Below are 18,033 nucleotides of genomic sequence, written 5' to 3'. Positions count from 1 at the left end.
GGACAGAGAATGAGTAGTAAATATTTCAGTAGTAATAAATCATTTCTTGCACTGATTTTATTAGCAATATCTTTTTATACATACTTTATCTATAAAACCATCTTTTTTATTGATGGACAAATGTATTTCACTTTAGTCGATGATGCAATGATAAGCATGAACTATGCAAAACATCTAGCAGATGGATATGGTATGGTCTGGAATATTGGAGAAGCACCTGTGCAAGGTTTTACCAATATGGGTTGGATGCTATATATGTCATTGTTGCATCTTTTACCAGTAGATCCTTCAAAAATATCATTTTTAGTAATGATTACTTCAATCGTAATATTATTATCAGTAGTGTCAATTGTTTACGCTATTACACGTAATCTTTATGCCTCTTCAAAACAAGCTGCCTTACTTACCGCAATCATTACAACATTTTACTTTCCTTTGGTCTTCTGGACTTTACGAGGTATGGAAGTGGGTTTAGTCACTTTATTAGTATACTTATCAGTGTTTTTTGCTTATAAACTGGCAGTTACTCAAAGTTACAAACATGCTTTTATAGTTGGTCTGTTAATGTTTGGGGCAATTATTACAAGATTTGATAGTGCTACTCAGATTGGATTGATAATTTTATATCTTTTCTTTGTATCATTGGAGAAGAAAAAGTTTAAGATAAATCTAATTCCAGTTGCTTTTTATATTTTTGCTTTACTTGGTCTTTTAAGTTTTCAGTATCTATACTTTGGAGATATACTACCAAATACCTATCATTTAAAAGTAGTAGGTGTCTCAAGTTTGGAAAAAATCCAATTAGGTATTAATGTATTTTTTGATTATGCTATTAGAGAATTTTCTCCTCTGCTTTTCGTTATTATTGGTGGCTTAGTTTATTACAAAGAGTTACGAAATAAAAAAACATTTTTACTGTTAGGTTTATTCTTTATTCAAGTTACTTACTCAATTTATGTAGGTGGAGACTATGCTGAACCATATAATATACCACAGGTTGATGCAGCTAATAGATTTATAACACAAGGTATGCCAGCACTGTTTATAATCTTTAGTATAGTAATAATAAAATTTATTGAAGACCTTAAAAGAATAAAAATTAATAGCAACCCTCAAGTTAGTAATTTAACTGTACTGTTATTAGGGGGGGCAACCCTTATAATTATCAGTTCAGAGCCATGGTATAAGTCAATGACTGATAATATACCATTACTAAAATCTGATATTTGGAGAGCTAAGTTAGGCGTACATATAAATAAAAATACTGATAAGGATGTAATTGTCGCAGTACATGCGACAGGTCAAATACCATATTACTCAGATAGAAATACTTTAGACCTTTTAGGTAAAAGTGACTCACATATAGCCAAACTACCTCCAGCAACAAAGTTTAGACCTGGGCATAATAAATGGAATTATGAATATAGTATTGGTAAGTTACAACCTGATTTAATAGCAGATGAATGGGGTAAGTCAAGATATTATTTATCTAAGCAGACAAATTATAAAAGACTTAAAAATGGAATATGGATACGAATAACCTCTCAATTTATTGATACTAAAGAATTAGAAAAGAACTTTAAATGACACTAGCCCTCTTTGACTTCGACGGAACTATCACAACAGATGACAGCCTTTTAAAGTTTATTAGGTTTGTTGTTGGTGATGTGAGGTTTATCATTGGTCTTATTGTTTTATCTCCTATTTTAGTAGCTTACAAACTAAAACTCATACCAAACTACAAAGCAAAACAAAAGATGCTTTCTTGGTTTTTTAAAGGTTGTAGCCAAAAAGAGTTTAAAAAAGTAGCCAATGATTATTCATTAAAACATATTGATGAGATTTTGAGACAAAAGGCGATGGAAAAACTCAGTTGGCACAAAAAACAAAATCATAAAATAGTCATAGTCTCAGCATCTATAGAGTGTTGGCTTTACCCTTGGTGTGAAAAAAATGGCTTTGAACTACTAGCTACAAAACTAGAGATAAAAGATGATAGAGTCACAGGAAAACTACTAAGCAAAAACTGCTACGGACAAGAAAAAGTAAATCGTATTAAAGAACTCTATGATTTAGAAAATTTTGATTATATTTATGCTTATGGTGATAGTAGTGGAGATAAACAGATGCTAGAACTTGCCCATGAAAAGTTTTATAAACCATTTAGAGATTAGCTTTAAAAACTTCAAAACTATATAATTATGTGAGTTTAAATACTATAAAAATATAATAATAATTAATTTTTATTGCATATATCTTATCTAATATAATAAAATTAGTAAATTGAACAAAAACTTTAAATCCACTCATTTTTGTCTTATGTTACTCTTTATGTTACTTTATTTTTTATACTTCTTAACAAACACATATTTATAATGCTTTAATTAAATATGTTAGAACTAGCACATCAAAATTATTTATATGTCAATTTAACTCTACACTTGATATTATATCAAAAAAATATTGGATATATTTATGGATAAAAAATATGAAAGTGCACATGATATTTTATATAAACTTCAAGATTTTGAAACTAACATCGATGATTATAGTGACAACCCTGAAGATGATGATTATTATAAAAAACATGATGATACTCCATATAGAAAAATATACAAATATATAGAGAATTTAAATAAAAAAGATTTTACTTATATGATGATATTTGAGATGGCTTATAGAAATAAAAAAGTTCAAGAGATTATTGAAAATCTTGAGACTATTTTTATTTTTTTTACAGAACGAAAACATAAATACCAAAAATTAGATAGTAAATTTAATTTTGATAGAATATCAGATATAGATAGGTTTTCAGATATAGCATCAGACATTTTTTCATGTGCCTCATCAGACATTGAATATAAACAAGATTTAGCTGAAAATCAGAAAAAGTTTATAGAGCTATATTTTTCTGAAAAAGATGAAAAAGTACTTTTTAAAGATGAACTGGAAATTTTATTAAACAATCAAGAGCTAACTGAAGATTTGGAGTTTCAAAATATATGTTTTATTTTTGAATTATTATCGAAAAAGCTGAAGAGAGATTTTTTTCTATACCCAGATGGATATGTGTCAAAAGCTATCATCGAAAATCTTGTTGTTAGCAGAGAATACATTAGGCTAAATACAGGTTTGGAATATAAAACTTTAGAAATTGACAGTGTTTCAGAAGAATTTAGAAAATTTAAAAATACAGATATGAAAAGCGTAGCAGATTTATTTTTTATCTATGATTATCACAGATACAAGTTAGATGAATCTGATAAAGAGTATTTAATAAAAAATATAAAATATGCACTTACAAAGTACCATGGAATAATTCAAAAAGGAACTTCAGAAATAATACCATATAAAGAATTTCTTGAAAATTATAATAATGAAGAAAATAATAAAGAAAATTTTTTTGGATATTACATTACAGAAAGATCAATAAGAAGTAAAATAGCAATGATGCAAAAATTTATAGATGAATGTAATTATAAATATTTATTTTTTAATTAAACAATATACCAATATCTCTTAGGTACAATAATGAACTTTTTTTGCTCATTAATTGTGCTACCGAAAATAGTATAAAACTATATAAAAAATACAAAAATAGGTAGCTATAGGGTAGCAAAGATTTGAATAAATTTAAAAAATATTTCTTAAGTACCTATAGAATAGGGCTTTAATAAGGATAAAAACAAATGGTTTTAATGATTGATAACTACGATAGTTTTACATACAATATTGTTCAATATTGCTTAGAATTAGGAGCAGATTTAAAAGTTATAAGAAATGATGAGTTAAGCTTAGATGAAATTATTGCACTAAATCCTAGTAAAATTATAATCTCACCAGGGCCTGCTACTCCAAATGAAGCTGGAGTATGTTTAGAAGTTATAGAGTATTTTACAGATAAAAAACCAATATTTGGTATTTGTTTGGGTCACCAAGCAATAGGGCAAGTATTTGGTGCAAAGGTTGTGAGAGCAAAAAATATGATGCATGGTAAAACATCAAAAATAAAAGTTTTAAAAGATACAAAAATCTTTGAGAATTTACCAAAAGAGTTTACTCAAACAAGATATCACTCTTTGATTGTAGAAAAAGAGAATTTACCAAAAGAGATTATAGTTACTTCAAAAAGTATAGATGATGGTGAAATTATGTCTTTGGAGATAAAGGGCAAAAATATTTATGGAGTTCAGTTTCATCCTGAATCAATTATGAGTGAATATGGGCATAAAATTATAGATAATTTTTTAAAGATATAAAATGTTTATAAAAAGCAAATATACAATATTTTTTTATTTAACTCTATTTTTTATTGTATTGTTGCTACTTTTAACAGCAAATTATTCATTAAGTATTTCATACAAAGAAGCCTTAAATTTATATTATAATAGTTCAATATTATCAATTATTACAAATATCTCAACACATATTTTTGGGCATAATGATTTAGCTTTACGGACTCCTTTTATACTTTTTTATTTATTAAGCTCTATTTTAATGTTTTTAATTACAAAAGATTACTTTAAATATGAAAAAGATAGGTTTCTTTCAGTTTTAATTTTTATGTCACTTCCTGGAGTTTTAAGTGCATCATTACTGGTAAATACAGCTATAGTTGTTACTTTTCTTACACTTTTATATATTTACTTTTATCAAGAGCATAAAAGGCATTTATACTATTTATTACCATTTTTATTGCTTGTAGACAACTCCTTTTCAATACTATTTTTAGCACTATTCCTATTTTCATTAAAAACAAAGGATAGAAAACTATTATATATATCATCAATATTATTTGTAATTTCACTAATTATTTATGGTGTACCAACAGATGGAAAACCAAGGGGATTTTTAATAGATACTGTTGGAACTTATGCTGCTATTTTTTCACCAATACTATTTTTATATTTTTTATATGTAATTTATAGATTAATCATAAGCAGACAGATAGATCTAACTACTTATATCTCAAGTACAGCACTTATCTTATCAATTTTAGTATCTTTTAGACAAAGAATATATATAGAAGATTTTGCCCCTTATGTTGTTATTGCAATACCATCTATGGTTAAAATGTTTTTACATTCGTATAGAGTAAGATTAAAAGAGTTTAGAAGAAACTACAGTATTATGGCATTTACAATAGTAATAATGTTAGGAATAAATGTAGTATTTACATTTATAAACAAACCTATTTATTTGCTTATTGAAAACCCACAAAAGCATTTTGTTTATCAATACCACTTTGCAAAAGAGTTATCAAATGAACTAAAAAGTAAAGGAATAAATAGGATATTTTTAGAGGATAAAGATTTATTATTAAGATTAAAGTTTTATGAAATAGAAGAGGGGACTGATTACTATTTATCAACAAAAGAGTTCTACAACTATGATGATAAAATATCTATATATTACTATCAAAAAGAGCTATTCGCAATATATATAAAAAAATTAATATGAAAAGAACATTTTTACTTATAGAACTAGTTTTTGTAATTGTGATTTTGGGAATTCTTTATACAATGTTTACACCAAAGATGCCAAATCATAAGCTTGAGGAAGTAACAAATAGAGTTTTAATATATCTAAACTATACAAGATATAAAGCTTTAGTAGATGATAAATTTGAAAAAGATGTAGCTGAATGGTTTAAGCGCCGTTGGACAATGAAATTTATGAGATGTAGATCTGATAAGGGTGGAGGGATATATTTTACTATATATAGTGAGACAAATGATAAAGGACATACAGGACAAAAAGAGAGTTTAAAAGACCCACTTACAAATAGATATATTTATAGTTCAAACCATTGCAATAAAAATATAGAAAATAGCCCTTTTGTATTGCTTAAAAACTATGGGATTGAAGATGTTCAGATATCTTGTAATACAACAGATTCTTTAGGACAAATATCTTTTGGAGTCGATGGAAGAGTATATACAAAACTAACAAGTGAAAATATAGAACTTAAAAAACCTTGTACAATTAGATTTATCTCAACTACTAAAGAGTTCAGAGATATTAAAATTTACCCAAAAATAGGTTATATAGAAAGAATAAACTAGTAGTTTTTTACAAATTCCACAATTTAAGCGTATATTAAGTGATAAGCTCTTGACAAAGAGGAAAAAAGGCACTATAATTCCCGTCCAATTTGACCGAGGGGTTAGATTAGAGTTCTTTAAAAGAGATATTGAGAGTTTAATGAAGTAATCTTTGTAAACTAAATATCATGATTGTTAAAAGTAAAAAAAATTGAACAAGAGATAAATATTGAAGAGTATTTATTAACTTGTCTATAAATTTGAGTGATAATTTTGTAATTAAGTAATTAAAAACAAAAAAGTCAGATTCAACTACTACATAAAGATTAAATTAGATTTAATCAAAAAATTTATGGAGAGTTTGATCCTGGCTCAGAGTGAACGCTGGCGGCGTGCTTAACACATGCAAGTCGAACGAGAACGGGTTATAGCTTGCTATAATTGTCAGCTAAGTGGCGCACGGGTGAGTAATGTATAGGTAATATGCCTCTTACTAAGGGATAACAAATGGAAACGTTTGCTAATACCTTATATTCCTTTTATACAGAAGTATAAAAGGGAAAGATTTATTGGTAAGAGATTAGCCTGTATTGTATCAGTTAGTTGGTGGGGTAATGGCTTACCAAGACAATGACACATAACTGGTTTGAGAGGATGATCAGTCACACTGGAACTGAGACACGGTCCAGACTCCTACGGGAGGCAGCAGTGGGGAATATTGCACAATGGACGGAAGTCTGATGCAGCAACGCCGCGTGGAGGATGACACATTTCGGTGCGTAAACTCCTTTTATATGAGAAGATAATGACGGTATTATATGAATAAGCACCGGCTAACTCCGTGCCAGCAGCCGCGGTAATACGGGGGGTGCAAGCGTTACTCGGAATCACTGGGCGTAAAGAGCATGTAGGCGGATTGATAAGTTTGAAGTGAAATCCTATAGCTTAACTATAGAACTGCTTTGAAAACTGTTAATCTAGAATGTGGGAGAGGTAGATGGAATTTCTGGTGTAGGGGTAAAATCCGTAGAGATCAGAAGGAATACCGATTGCGAAGGCGATCTACTGGAACACTATTGACGCTGAGATGCGAAAGCGTGGGGAGCAAACAGGATTAGATACCCTGGTAGTCCACGCCCTAAACGATGTACACTAGTTGTTGTGAGACTTGATCTTGCAGTAATGCAGTTAACACATTAAGTGTACCGCCTGGGGAGTACGGTCGCAAGATTAAAACTCAAAGGAATAGACGGGGACCCGCACAAGCGGTGGAGCATGTGGTTTAATTCGACGATACACGAAGAACCTTACCTGGACTTGACATAGTAAGAACTTTCAAGAGATTGATTGGTGTCTGCTTGCAGAAGCTTATATACAGGTGCTGCACGGCTGTCGTCAGCTCGTGTCGTGAGATGTTGGGTTAAGTCCCGCAACGAGCGCAACCCTCGTGTTTAGTTGCTAACAGTTCGGCTGAGAACTCTAAACAGACTGCCTACGCAAGTAGGAGGAAGGTGAGGACGACGTCAAGTCATCATGGCCCTTACGTCCAGGGCTACACACGTGCTACAATGGGGTATACAAAGAGCTGCAATACGGTGACGTGGAGCAAATCTTATAAAATATCTCCCAGTTCGGATTGTAGTCTGCAACTCGACTACATGAAGTTGGAATCGCTAGTAATCGTAGATCAGCTATGCTACGGTGAATACGTTCCCGGGTCTTGTACTCACCGCCCGTCACACCATGGGAGTCGAACTCATTCGAAGCGGGGATGCTAAAGTAGCTACCTTCCACAGTGGATTTGGCGACTGGGGTGAAGTCGTAACAAGGTAACCGTAGGAGAACCTGCGGTTGGATCACCTCCTTTCAAAGAAAAAATATTAAGATTTGGTTCTTAATATAAAAAATGAATAAAGAAACTTACTTTTAACAACATATATTTAGTTTGTAAAGATTATTTGAAGAACAACAGATAATTTATAGGTAAATATGGGGCCTATAGCTCAGCTGGCTAGAGCGCTCGACTGATAATCGTGAGGTCTCAGGTTCAAGTCCTGATAGGCCCACCAGATTATTATGGGGAATTAGCTCAGCTGGGAGAGCGCCTGCTTTGCACGCAGGAGGTCAGCGGTTCGATCCCGCTATTCTCCACCATATAGAGATAAAGAAAGAGAAGTTAGATATAAGCTTTTATAAATAAGAGTTTATATCTGGTTTTAATCAGAAAGCGTTACCTTGAGATAACTTTAGTTATTTGAAGTAGCAAGATATTTAAAAATATAATGTTAAAGTCTTTAAAATTTTTTCGTAAAGTTAAATAGAAGTATTTAATTTTAAATAAAAAAATTTCATATCTAAGATTTAATGTAATAATTAAATTTAACTATAGATAACACAACTAAATTATTAGACTTTATGTTTAATAAGATAGTAGCCAAAGAATATTATCAAATTTATAAATATAAGGAATTATATTTATAGGCAAGAAAAACTAATCTAAATAAAGTTGTAAGATTTTATTAGATTTTAATAAGCTATTAAGGGCTAATGGTGGATGCCTTGACTGTAAGAGGCGAAGAAGGACGTATTAGGCTGCGATAAGCCACGGGGAGCTGCCAAAGAGCTTTGATCCGTGGGTTTCCGAATGGGGCAACCCAATATATAGAGATATATATTACTCTACGGAGAGCGAACTTGGGGAAGTGAAACATCTCAGTACCCAAAGGAAGAGAAATCAAATGAGATTCCCATAGTAGCGGCGAGCGAACTGGGATTAGGACAAACCCTATACTTGTATAGGGGGTTGTAGGACCATAATATAAGATTAAAGAGGATAGATGAACTAGTTGGAAAGCTAGAGCGTAGAAGGTGAAACTCCTGTAATTAAAATTCTCAATAACTTTAATGGTATCCTGAGTAGGTCGGAACACGTGATATTTTGACTGAAGCTGGGGGGACCACCCTCCAATCCTAAATACTACTTACAGATCGATAGTGAACAAGTACCGTGAGGGAAAGGTGAAAAGTACTGCAGCGAGCAGAGTGAAATAGAACCTGAAACCATTAGCTTACAATCATTCAGAGCCCTATGATTTATCAGGGTGATGGACTGCCTTTTGCATAATGAGCCTGCGAGTTGTGGTGTCTGGCAAGGTTAAGCCAAGTGCGAAGCCGTAGCGAAAGCGAGTCTTAATAGGGCGACATAGTCAGATGCTGCAGACCCGAAACGAAGTGATCTATCCATGAGCAGGTTGAAGCTGGTGTAAGAGCCAGTGGAGGACCGAACCCATTGACGTTGAAAAGTCTCGGGATGACTTGTGGATAGGGGTGAAAGGCCAATCAAACTTCGTGATAGCTGGTTCTCTCCGAAATATATTTAGGTATAGCCTTGTGTTGTAGCATATAGGGGTAGAGCACTGAATGGGCTAGGGCTGCTTACCGCGGTACCAAACCCTATCAAACTATGAATACTATATGTGGAATCACAGGAGTCAGGCGGTGGGTGATAAAATCCGTCGTCGAGAGGGGAACAACCCAGACTAACAGCTAAGGTCCCTAAGTTACATCTAAGTGGAAAACGATGTGGAGTTACTGTGACAACCAGGAGGTTGGCTTAGAAGCAGCCATCCTTTAAAGAAAGCGTAACAGCTCACTGGTCTAGTGATTCTGCGCGGAAAATATAACGGGGCTAAGATGTACACCGAAGCTTTAGATTCAATTTTTAATTGAGTGGTAGGAGAGCGTTCTATTCAGCGTTGAAGGTATACCGGTAAGGAGTGCTGGAGCGGATAGAAGTGAGCATGCAGGCATGAGTAGCGATAATTAAGGTGAGAATCCTTAACGCCGAAAACCCAAGGTTTCCTACGCGATGCTCGTCATCGTAGGGTTAGTCGGGTCCTAAGTCGAGACTGAAAAGTGTAGACGATGGCAAATTGGTTAATATTCCAATACCAACATATAAGCGCGATGTGGGGACGCATAGAGTTAATCGAGCTCACTGATGGAATAGTGGGTCGAAGGATGTAGGTTGTTAAGTAGGCAAATCCGCTTAACAATAGACCGAGATCTTACAGGCTCTTGACACTCTTCGGAGGAGATGGAGAATCGATGATACTGTCGTGCCAAGAAAAGCCACTAAGTATATTATATGTTGCCCGTACCGTAAACCGACACAGGTGGGTGGGATGAGTATTCTAAGGCGCGTGGAAGAACCCTCTTTAAGGAACTCTGCAAAATAGCACCGTATCTTCGGTATAAGGTGTGCCTACCATGGTATAGAAACTTGCTTTCAAAAGCCAAGGAGGTTGCAACAAAGAGTCCCTCCCGACTGTTTACCAAAAACACAGCACTTTGCTAACACGTAAGTGGATGTATAAGGTGTGACGCCTGCCCGGTGCTCGAAGGTTAACTGATGATGTCAGCGCAAGCGAAGCATTTGATTGAAGCCCGAGTAAACGGCGGCCGTAACTATAACGGTCCTAAGGTAGCGAAATTCCTTGTCAGTTAAATACTGACCTGCATGAATGGCGTAACGAGATGGGAGCTGTCTCAAAGAGGGATCCAGTGAAATTGTAGTGGAGGTGAAAATTCCTCCTACCCGCGGAAAGACGGAAAGACCCCGTGCACCTTTACTACAGCTTGACACTGTAGCTTGGATATTCATGTGCAGGATAGGTGGGAGGCTATGATGACTAGACGCAAGTAGAGTCGGAGCCATCCTTGAGATACCACCCTTGAATATTTGAGTTACTAACTGCGATGAGTTATCCTCATTCAGGACAATGTCTGGTGGGTAGTTTGACTGGGGCGGTCGCCTCCTAAATAGTAACGGAGGCTTACAAAGGTTAGTTCAAAGCGGTTGGAAATCGCTTGTTGAGTATAATGGCATAAACTAGCTTGACTGTGAGACCAACAAGTCGAACAGAGACGAAAGTCGGTCATAGTGATCCGGTGGTTCTGCGTGGAAGGGCCATCGCTCAAAGGATAAAAGGTACGCCGGGGATAACAGGCTGATCTCCCCCAAGAGCTCACATCGACGGGGAGGTTTGGCACCTCGATGTCGGCTCATCGCATCCTGGGGCTGTAGTCGGTCCCAAGGGTATGGCTGTTCGCCATTTAAAGCGGTACGCGAGCTGGGTTCAGAACGTCGTGAGACAGTTCGGTCCCTATCTTCCGTGGGCGTAGGAAAGTTGAAGAGATTTGTCCCTAGTACGAGAGGACCGGGATGAACCAACCACTGGTGTACCAATTGTTCTGCCAAGAGCATCGTTGGGTAGCCACGTTGGGATGTGATAAGAGCTGAAAGCATCTAAGCTCGAAGCCAACTCTAAGATGAACTTTCCCTGAAGTTCCCAGCAAGACTAGCTGGTTGATAGGCTGGATGTGTAATGGGTGTAAGCCCTTTAGCTGACCAGTACTAATAGAACGTTTGGCTTATTTTTAACAATTTTTCTTTGGTTTACTATCTTATTAAGCATATTTATTATGTTTAATATGTGTTGAATATATATAGATATACAAAAAAGACTTTAGCATTAAATTTCTCAATCTCGCAATTTGAGTGTTAAGAGTTTATCTCAAGCTTTTAGCACTCAAATTTGCTGGTGGTTAAAGAGAAGTGGAAATACCCAGCCCCATTCCGAACCTGGTAGTCAAGCACTTCATCGCCGATAATACTGCAGGGTCCCCCTGTGGAAACGTAGGTCGCCGCCAGCTTATTGAGTTTTTAACTTTTACAATAAGCTTACCTTCTTTTACTCTTTCTTAGTAATTCAAGGTAAGCTTTTTTATTCCCTACAATCCTCTCTTTTAAAATATATTCTTATTTTATCAAACTATATACCTACTCTTCGACTTTTACAACCTACAATTATATTTAAATTACAAGATATCTTATTTATGAAGAAAATAAACTAGAAAAATATAAAAGTTATGTTACTATTACAAACTTATAGAAAAAGGTAAATAGAGTAATGACAAAATGTGGATATGTTTCAGTAGTTGGTCGTCCAAATGCAGGTAAAAGTTCGCTTTTAAACTGGCTTGTGGGTGAAAAAATTGCAATGGTTTCTCATAAAGCTAATGCAACACGAAGAAGATCAAATATTATAGTTATGCATGAAGAGGATCAAATAGTATTTGTAGATACTCCAGGAATTCATGAAACAGAAAAACTGCTTAATCAGTTTATGCTTGATGAAGCTCTAAAAGCTATGGGAGATTGTGATTTAATACTTTTTTTAGCTCCTGTAACTGATAGCTTAAAATATTACGAAGATTTTTTAGAAAAAAATAAAAAAAATACAAAACATATATTACTACTTACAAAGATTGATTTTGTAAATAATGATGAGTTAATGATAAAACTAAAAGAGTATGAGAAATATCAAGATAAATATGAAGCTATGATACCAATATCAATAAAAAGAGCTACAAAAAAATCTGATATTCTAGATGTTGTAGTTAAATATTTGCCAGTGCATCCATACTTATTTGATCCTGAGATTATGACAACTGAGCATTTAAGAGATTTATATAAAGAGTTTATTAGAGAATCTATTTTTGAAAATATTAGTGATGAGATACCTTATGAAGCTGATGTAATGATAAATAAAATAGAAGAAAAGCCAAATGTAGATGTAGTAAGAGCTACTATAATTGTTCAAAAAGATAGTCAAAAGGGTATGATTATTGGACAAAAGGCCACTGCTATTAAAAGAATAGGAAAAGCTGCAAGGATTAAAATAGAAAAACTTAGTGGTAAAAAATGTTTTCTTGAGTTGTTTGTTAGTGTGAAAAAGAACTGGACAAAAAATAAAGAAGCTTTAAAATCTATGGGTTATGATATGGATATATAAAAGAGCGCTTTAAAATCTATTTTTAGGAGGAAAAATGTTTTTCTTTGCTAATTGTAGCGATATCATAGTTGTTGATATTGATGTTACTGAAAAAATAGATGATAGATATTTAAAGAGTTTTATTCTTTCTAATTTAAAATTAAAAAATATATCTTTGGATGGTTGTGATAGACTATATGTAAACTACCTTAAAAGTGCAAAAGAGTATCAAGTATTTGTTGTAAATAAAAAGTTTCATTTTTTCGATTTTGAAGCTTTTTATAGTTACTATAGAAAAGTCGAGTTTATAGGCTTTGAACTACTAGTTTGTAGTAATTTCTTTCTTATTTTTAAAGATAAGAGATTTTTTTATTATCAAAAGATAAATGAAGAGTTAAATCAAGATGATTTTATTAAATTTTTAAATAAAAAGTTTAATATTGAGATTAATAGTGTTAAATACATACAAAAAGATAATTTCGAAAATATTAAAAATGATTTTTTAGATGAAAATAAATTAGAAAAAACTAGAATTAATAAAAATAAAGATGGCTTGAAGTTTATAGATTTAAAGCCAAATTTTTCTTTTTATATTTATGTTTTCTATCTTTTTTCTATCTTACTATTTGGATACTATTTTTATAATACATATTTTAAAGTTATTGAAAAAGAGGAACAGGTAATTGATTTTGAAGCAATAAAATCAAGAATTGCTTTTGATAGTTTTGAGGAGAAATTCTATGTAATCTCAAAGAATATTGATAAAAATAGATTAGTTTTAAACTCTTTTGATTATATAAATAGTACAGCAAAGATTGTTGTAAGCTCTTCAGATAAACAAAATATTGATAAATTTTTAGAGAGTTGTGAAAATATAATTTCATCTTCTACACATTTTATTGAAGAGAGTAAAGTTTTTGAGGCAACAATTGATGTTGGAAAACTTTAAAAATAGCTTTGAGAATAGCTCGCTAAAAATTAAAATAGAACTTTATTTACTCCCAATTTTAATACTATTTCTTTTATATATACTATTTAATGATGATAAAGTAATAGAGAATAGATATAGTCAAAACCATGATATATTACAAATAGAGAACAAAAAATATACAGAATCTATTTTTGAACTCTCAAATAAAATTGAAGAACTTGCAAAAACTAATAGTTTGCTTATTCAAAAAATACAAAATACAAAAGAACAAATAGTGGCTCAATTAAGAGGTAAAAGAGATAATTTACTTAAATTCTTAGAAAATATAGAGTATATAAATAATTTTACTAGAATTGATTTCTTGATTTTAAAAAAATTAGAAAATGATACTTATTTGGTAGATTTGAGGGTTGATCTTTCAAAATATTTTTTAAAAAATAAAAGAGATAAAGAGATTGTAGATGTTGAAATAGAAGATTATATAGAACAAGAAAAGGATGAGTTTTTTGAAGAAAAAGTAAAAAAAGAGTTCAAAATAAATGCAATTATAGGTAGTTACGCTTTTATAAATGGTATTTGGTTTGAGTTAAATGATGATGTTTTTGGGTATAAATTAGAGACTATTGCTAATGATTATGTGATATTAAAAAATGATAAAGATATTATAAAGTTGGAGGTATTTAGTATTGAGCATTTTAAAAACAAAAATTGATTACACTTTATTTGAGAGATATGATAAAGAGTACTTTATACAAAATAGAATTGTACCAATATATGAAGATAGTATTAGCTTAAAAGTTGCTATTTGTAAGAGCTCTAAAATAGATAAAATAAAAGATGATTTTGTAAAGATTGTGAATTTTATAGAGGAGAAAGAGAGTGATATTCTATTTATCTTGGCAAACATTGAAAAAAGAGTAACTTTATATAAAGCTGCTTTTAAATCTCTATCTTCTAATAATGATGAAAAATTTACCTCATATTTTTTGGATGAACTTATACTCTATTCTATTGAGCAAAGAGCGAGTGATATTCATATTGAGAAGTATCAAGACTTGTGTCTTTTTAAATTTAGAGTTGATGGAAGATTAAGAATTTTTTTTAGTTTTGGCAGTGAACTATTTAGAGTTTTTTCATCTTTTGTAAAGCTAATCTCAAATCTTGATATGACACAAGTGCGTCTAGCATTAGATGGCAGATTTTCAAGAGAGATTAATAATATAAAGTATGATTTTAGACTTTCTACAATGCCAACTATTGAAGCTGAATCTATAGTTTTGAGAGTTTTAGATAATAAAAATATAGATAAAAGATTAGATGATTTGGGGCTTACTAAAAATATTTATGACGAGTTAAAAGATGTATTAAAATTAACTCAAGGTTTGATTTTGATTAGTGGTCCAACAGGAAGTGGTAAAACTACAACCCTTTATTCAATATTAAAAGAGCTAAATAGTGATGAAAAAAAGATAATAACAGTTGAAGATCCTATTGAATATAAAATTAATAGTATAAATCAAGTTCCTATAAATAATAAAGTAGGTCTTAGTTTTGAACTTGTACTAAAAAATATTTTAAGACAAGACCCTGATATTATTTTTATAGGAGAAATTAGAGATAAATTTTCATTAGATGTCGCTCTTCAAGCTTCATTAACAGGGCATTTGGTACTTGCAAGTATTCATTCATCTAACTCTATTGAGACAATTACACGATTGATAGATTTAAAAGCTGACCCTTTTTTAATCTCAACTACTCTTAAAGCAGTTATGGCACAAAGGTTAGTTTTAATTCACTGCAAAAAATGTGAAGATGGTTGTATTGATTGCAATTTCACAAAGTTCTATGATAGAAGCTCTATTGCTGAGATATTAAGAGTTGATGAAGAGATTTCATCTTTGATATTTAATAAAGCGAGTTTTAATGAACTAAAAAATTGTCTAAGAAAGAGAGATTATAAGACAATGCTAGATGATGGTAAACAAAAGGTTGAGAATGGAATAACTACACTAGAAGAGGTTTACAAGGTTATAAACTACTAATGAAAAAATATAGCGTAAAATATCAGGAAAATGGCAAGATAAAAAGAGAGATTGTTGATAATGAAAAGCTTTTATCTCTCCAAAAGTCAAAAAATATTTTGGAGATAAAAGAGAACAAGAGAGTGTTTAATTTTTTAGAAAGAGAGATTAAAATTGATAATAAAATACTAGGACAACTATTTTATGAACTAAATTTGATGTTAAAATCAAAGATAAATATAAGCGACGCCTTAGAAATATTAATAAACAATAGGAAAAATAGAAAAGTTATAGACTTTTTAAAAACAATAAATTACTCTTTTTCAAACTCTAAACCAATAAAAGAGGAGCTAATAAGATTTAAAATTGATCATTCTGTAAAATCATTTTTGGAGATTTCACAAAATAGTGCAAATATTGAGTTGAATATTGAGGCAATATCTTTACTTCTAAATGAGACAAAAGATATAAAAAAGAGCTTCTATAAAGCTATCTCTTACCCTATATTTTTATTAGTTAGTTTTATAATCTCAATTTTTATTATATTCTTATTTGTTGTTCCAAATTTTAAAACAATTTTTGCACAGACACAAACTAACTTACCTCTTGCTACAAAAATATTATTGGCTAGTGAAGATTTCTTTTTAAACAATACTGCTTTTATACTTTTAATTCCAGTTATAGTGATATTTTTAATATGGATTTTATATAAAACAAGCAACAAGTTTAGTTTTTTTGTAGATAAGTTTTTTTTTAAAACAGTTCCAATAGTTAGTAAAATATACCAATATTTTGAGTTTTATAAACTATTTTTAGTGATAGAGATAATGCAAAAATCACAATATGAGTTTCATAGAGCATTTGAAAGTTCAAAGCTTTTAGTAAAAAACAAATATTTGTTGGATAAAATACATAATATTGATAATTTATTGCAAAATGGTAAAACAATTATCTACTCATTTAAATATGTAGATATTTTTGATGATATAGTTTTAAACCTCTTAAATACAGGAGAAGTTTCAAACTCTTTGGAGCTTACAATTTTTGAAATTAAAAAGATATACAAAAATAGATTTGATGATAGTGTAAATTTTATAATATTATTAATACAACCCATATTTTTATTATTGATGGCAGGTTTAACTATTTTTATAGTTATTGCTATATTTACACCGATTTGGGAAATGGGAAGTTTGATTAGATAAAGGAGAAGTCTTGATTACTTGTTATATAAAAAAACAACATAGATTGACTGTAGTTGAGGGTATTGAATACTTAAATGATCTTGAAGATAGAAAAAGTGTTATTTGGATTGATATGCTTTTTCCTACTCTTGAAGAAGTAAGAGCAATTGAAGCTATTTTCAATATAGAGTTTCCTACAAAACAAGAGAGTGAAGAGATTGAGCTTAGTTCTAGATATTGGGAAGAGCATAATAGAATAGAGATAAATAGTTATTTCTTAATAAATGATAGTAAAGAGCCTGTAAATGAGACAGTTTCTTTTATTTTACAAGAGGAGTTGTTGATATCTGTTCGATATAAAAAACTAGCAAGTTTTGATGCATCAATTAGAAAACTACTTGCAAGTCCTAGAGAGTATAAAACTGGTTACTCTATATTTTCACAAATTATTGATATAAGAATTGATGCCGATGCTGATATTATAGAAAACTTAGGAAGAGATATAGCTGCTATAAGAAAACAAGCATTTAACGATGATGTTGATAATGAAGATTTACTGGAGCAAATGTCTGCTTTTGAGAACTTAAATATGAAAATAAGAGAAAATCTTACAGATAAACAAAGAATATTAAACTCTTTATTGAAATCTCAAAGAGTAAGTGAAGATAAGAGCGATCTTCCTATTATGTTAAAGGATATTAGGTCTTTGATTGATCATACAAATTTTAATTTTGAAAGACTTGATTATTTACAAAATATTTTTGTGGGACTTTTGAGTGTGGAACAAAATAAAGTTATTAAAATTTTTACAATTGTAAATGTTATTTTTCTTCCACCAACACTTGTTGCTAGTATTTATGGAATGAACTTTCATATTATGCCAGAACTTGATTGGGAGTATGGTTATCTGTTTTCTATAGGAGTTATGGTTTTATCAGCTATTTCACCTTTGATAATATTTAGAAAAAAAGGTTGGATATAAAAATATATTTAAAAAATTAAAAGGAATTATATAAT

The 18,033-nt window shown here is 31.1% G+C and carries 12 protein-coding genes, 2 tRNA genes and 3 rRNA genes; all 17 read left to right on the top strand.

Annotation, left to right across the window (positions count from 1 at the left end; all coding sequences use genetic code 11):
- The first annotated feature begins 9 nt into the window (after positions 1 to 9).
- On the top strand, positions 10 to 1,587 hold the full coding sequence (locus ATR_RS09105; protein WP_115429125.1) for a hypothetical protein: 1,578 nt from the start codon (positions 10 to 12) through the stop codon (positions 1,585 to 1,587).
- Positions 1,584 to 2,174, top strand: coding sequence for an HAD-IB family hydrolase (locus ATR_RS09100; protein ID WP_115429123.1), 591 nt, complete (start codon positions 1,584 to 1,586; stop codon positions 2,172 to 2,174). Before ATR_RS09105 ends, ATR_RS09100 begins: the two co-directional genes overlap by 4 nt.
- A 301-nt stretch (positions 2,175 to 2,475) precedes the next feature.
- Positions 2,476 to 3,501, top strand: coding sequence for a hypothetical protein (locus ATR_RS09095; protein WP_115429121.1), 1,026 nt, complete (start codon positions 2,476 to 2,478; stop codon positions 3,499 to 3,501).
- Positions 3,502 to 3,689: 188 nt separating this feature from the next.
- Positions 3,690 to 4,259, top strand: coding sequence for an anthranilate synthase component II (locus tag ATR_RS09085; RefSeq protein ID WP_115429119.1), 570 nt, complete (start codon positions 3,690 to 3,692; stop codon positions 4,257 to 4,259).
- 1 nt (position 4,260) lies between these two features.
- On the top strand, positions 4,261 to 5,460 hold the full coding sequence (locus ATR_RS09080; RefSeq protein ID WP_115429117.1) for an ArnT family glycosyltransferase: 1,200 nt from the start codon (positions 4,261 to 4,263) through the stop codon (positions 5,458 to 5,460).
- Complete coding sequence (locus ATR_RS09075; protein WP_115429115.1) at positions 5,457 to 6,065, top strand: pilus assembly FimT family protein; 609 nt, start codon at positions 5,457 to 5,459, stop codon at positions 6,063 to 6,065. Before ATR_RS09080 ends, ATR_RS09075 begins: the two co-directional genes overlap by 4 nt.
- Positions 6,066 to 6,393: 328 nt before the next feature.
- Positions 6,394 to 7,911 (top strand): 16S ribosomal RNA (locus tag ATR_RS09070).
- 125 nt (positions 7,912 to 8,036) lie between these two features.
- Positions 8,037 to 8,113: transfer RNA gene (locus tag ATR_RS09065), tRNA-Ile, on the top strand.
- 9 nt (positions 8,114 to 8,122) lie between these two features.
- Positions 8,123 to 8,198, top strand: a tRNA-Ala gene (locus tag ATR_RS09060).
- 373 nt (positions 8,199 to 8,571) lie between these two features.
- A 23S ribosomal RNA gene (locus ATR_RS09055) occupies positions 8,572 to 11,485 on the top strand.
- 158 nt (positions 11,486 to 11,643) lie between these two features.
- Positions 11,644 to 11,759, top strand: a 5S ribosomal RNA gene (gene rrf, locus ATR_RS09050).
- Together the 16S, 23S and 5S rRNA genes with 2 tRNA genes alongside form the textbook arrangement of a ribosomal RNA operon.
- 257 nt (positions 11,760 to 12,016) lie before the next feature.
- A complete protein-coding gene (gene era / locus ATR_RS09045; protein ID WP_115429113.1) occupies positions 12,017 to 12,901 on the top strand; it encodes a GTPase Era in 885 nt (294 codons plus the stop codon).
- A gap of 34 nt (positions 12,902 to 12,935) precedes the next feature.
- Entirely contained in the window at positions 12,936 to 13,829 is an 894-nt protein-coding gene (locus ATR_RS09040) for a hypothetical protein (RefSeq protein WP_115429111.1), read from the top strand.
- Complete coding sequence (locus ATR_RS09035; protein ID WP_115429110.1) at positions 13,813 to 14,523, top strand: hypothetical protein; 711 nt, start codon at positions 13,813 to 13,815, stop codon at positions 14,521 to 14,523. Before ATR_RS09040 ends, ATR_RS09035 begins: the two co-directional genes overlap by 17 nt.
- Entirely contained in the window at positions 14,498 to 15,853 is a 1,356-nt protein-coding gene (locus tag ATR_RS09030; RefSeq protein ID WP_115429108.1) for a GspE/PulE family protein, read from the top strand. The genes ATR_RS09035 and ATR_RS09030 overlap by 26 nt, the downstream gene beginning before the upstream one ends.
- Positions 15,853 to 17,037, top strand: coding sequence for a type II secretion system F family protein (locus ATR_RS09025; RefSeq protein WP_115429106.1), 1,185 nt, complete (start codon positions 15,853 to 15,855; stop codon positions 17,035 to 17,037). The genes ATR_RS09030 and ATR_RS09025 overlap by 1 nt, the downstream gene beginning before the upstream one ends.
- A gap of 10 nt (positions 17,038 to 17,047) precedes the next feature.
- Entirely contained in the window at positions 17,048 to 17,998 is a 951-nt protein-coding gene (gene corA, locus ATR_RS09020) for a magnesium/cobalt transporter CorA (protein WP_115429104.1), read from the top strand.
- The last annotated feature ends 35 nt before the right edge of the window (positions 17,999 to 18,033 follow it).

Source organism: Aliarcobacter trophiarum LMG 25534 (assembly GCF_003355515.1).
Lineage (GTDB): Bacteria > Campylobacterota > Campylobacteria > Campylobacterales > Arcobacteraceae > Aliarcobacter > Aliarcobacter trophiarum.
The sequence above is the reverse complement of the archived record's forward strand: the minus strand, read 5'-3'. Positions and strand labels throughout refer to the sequence as shown.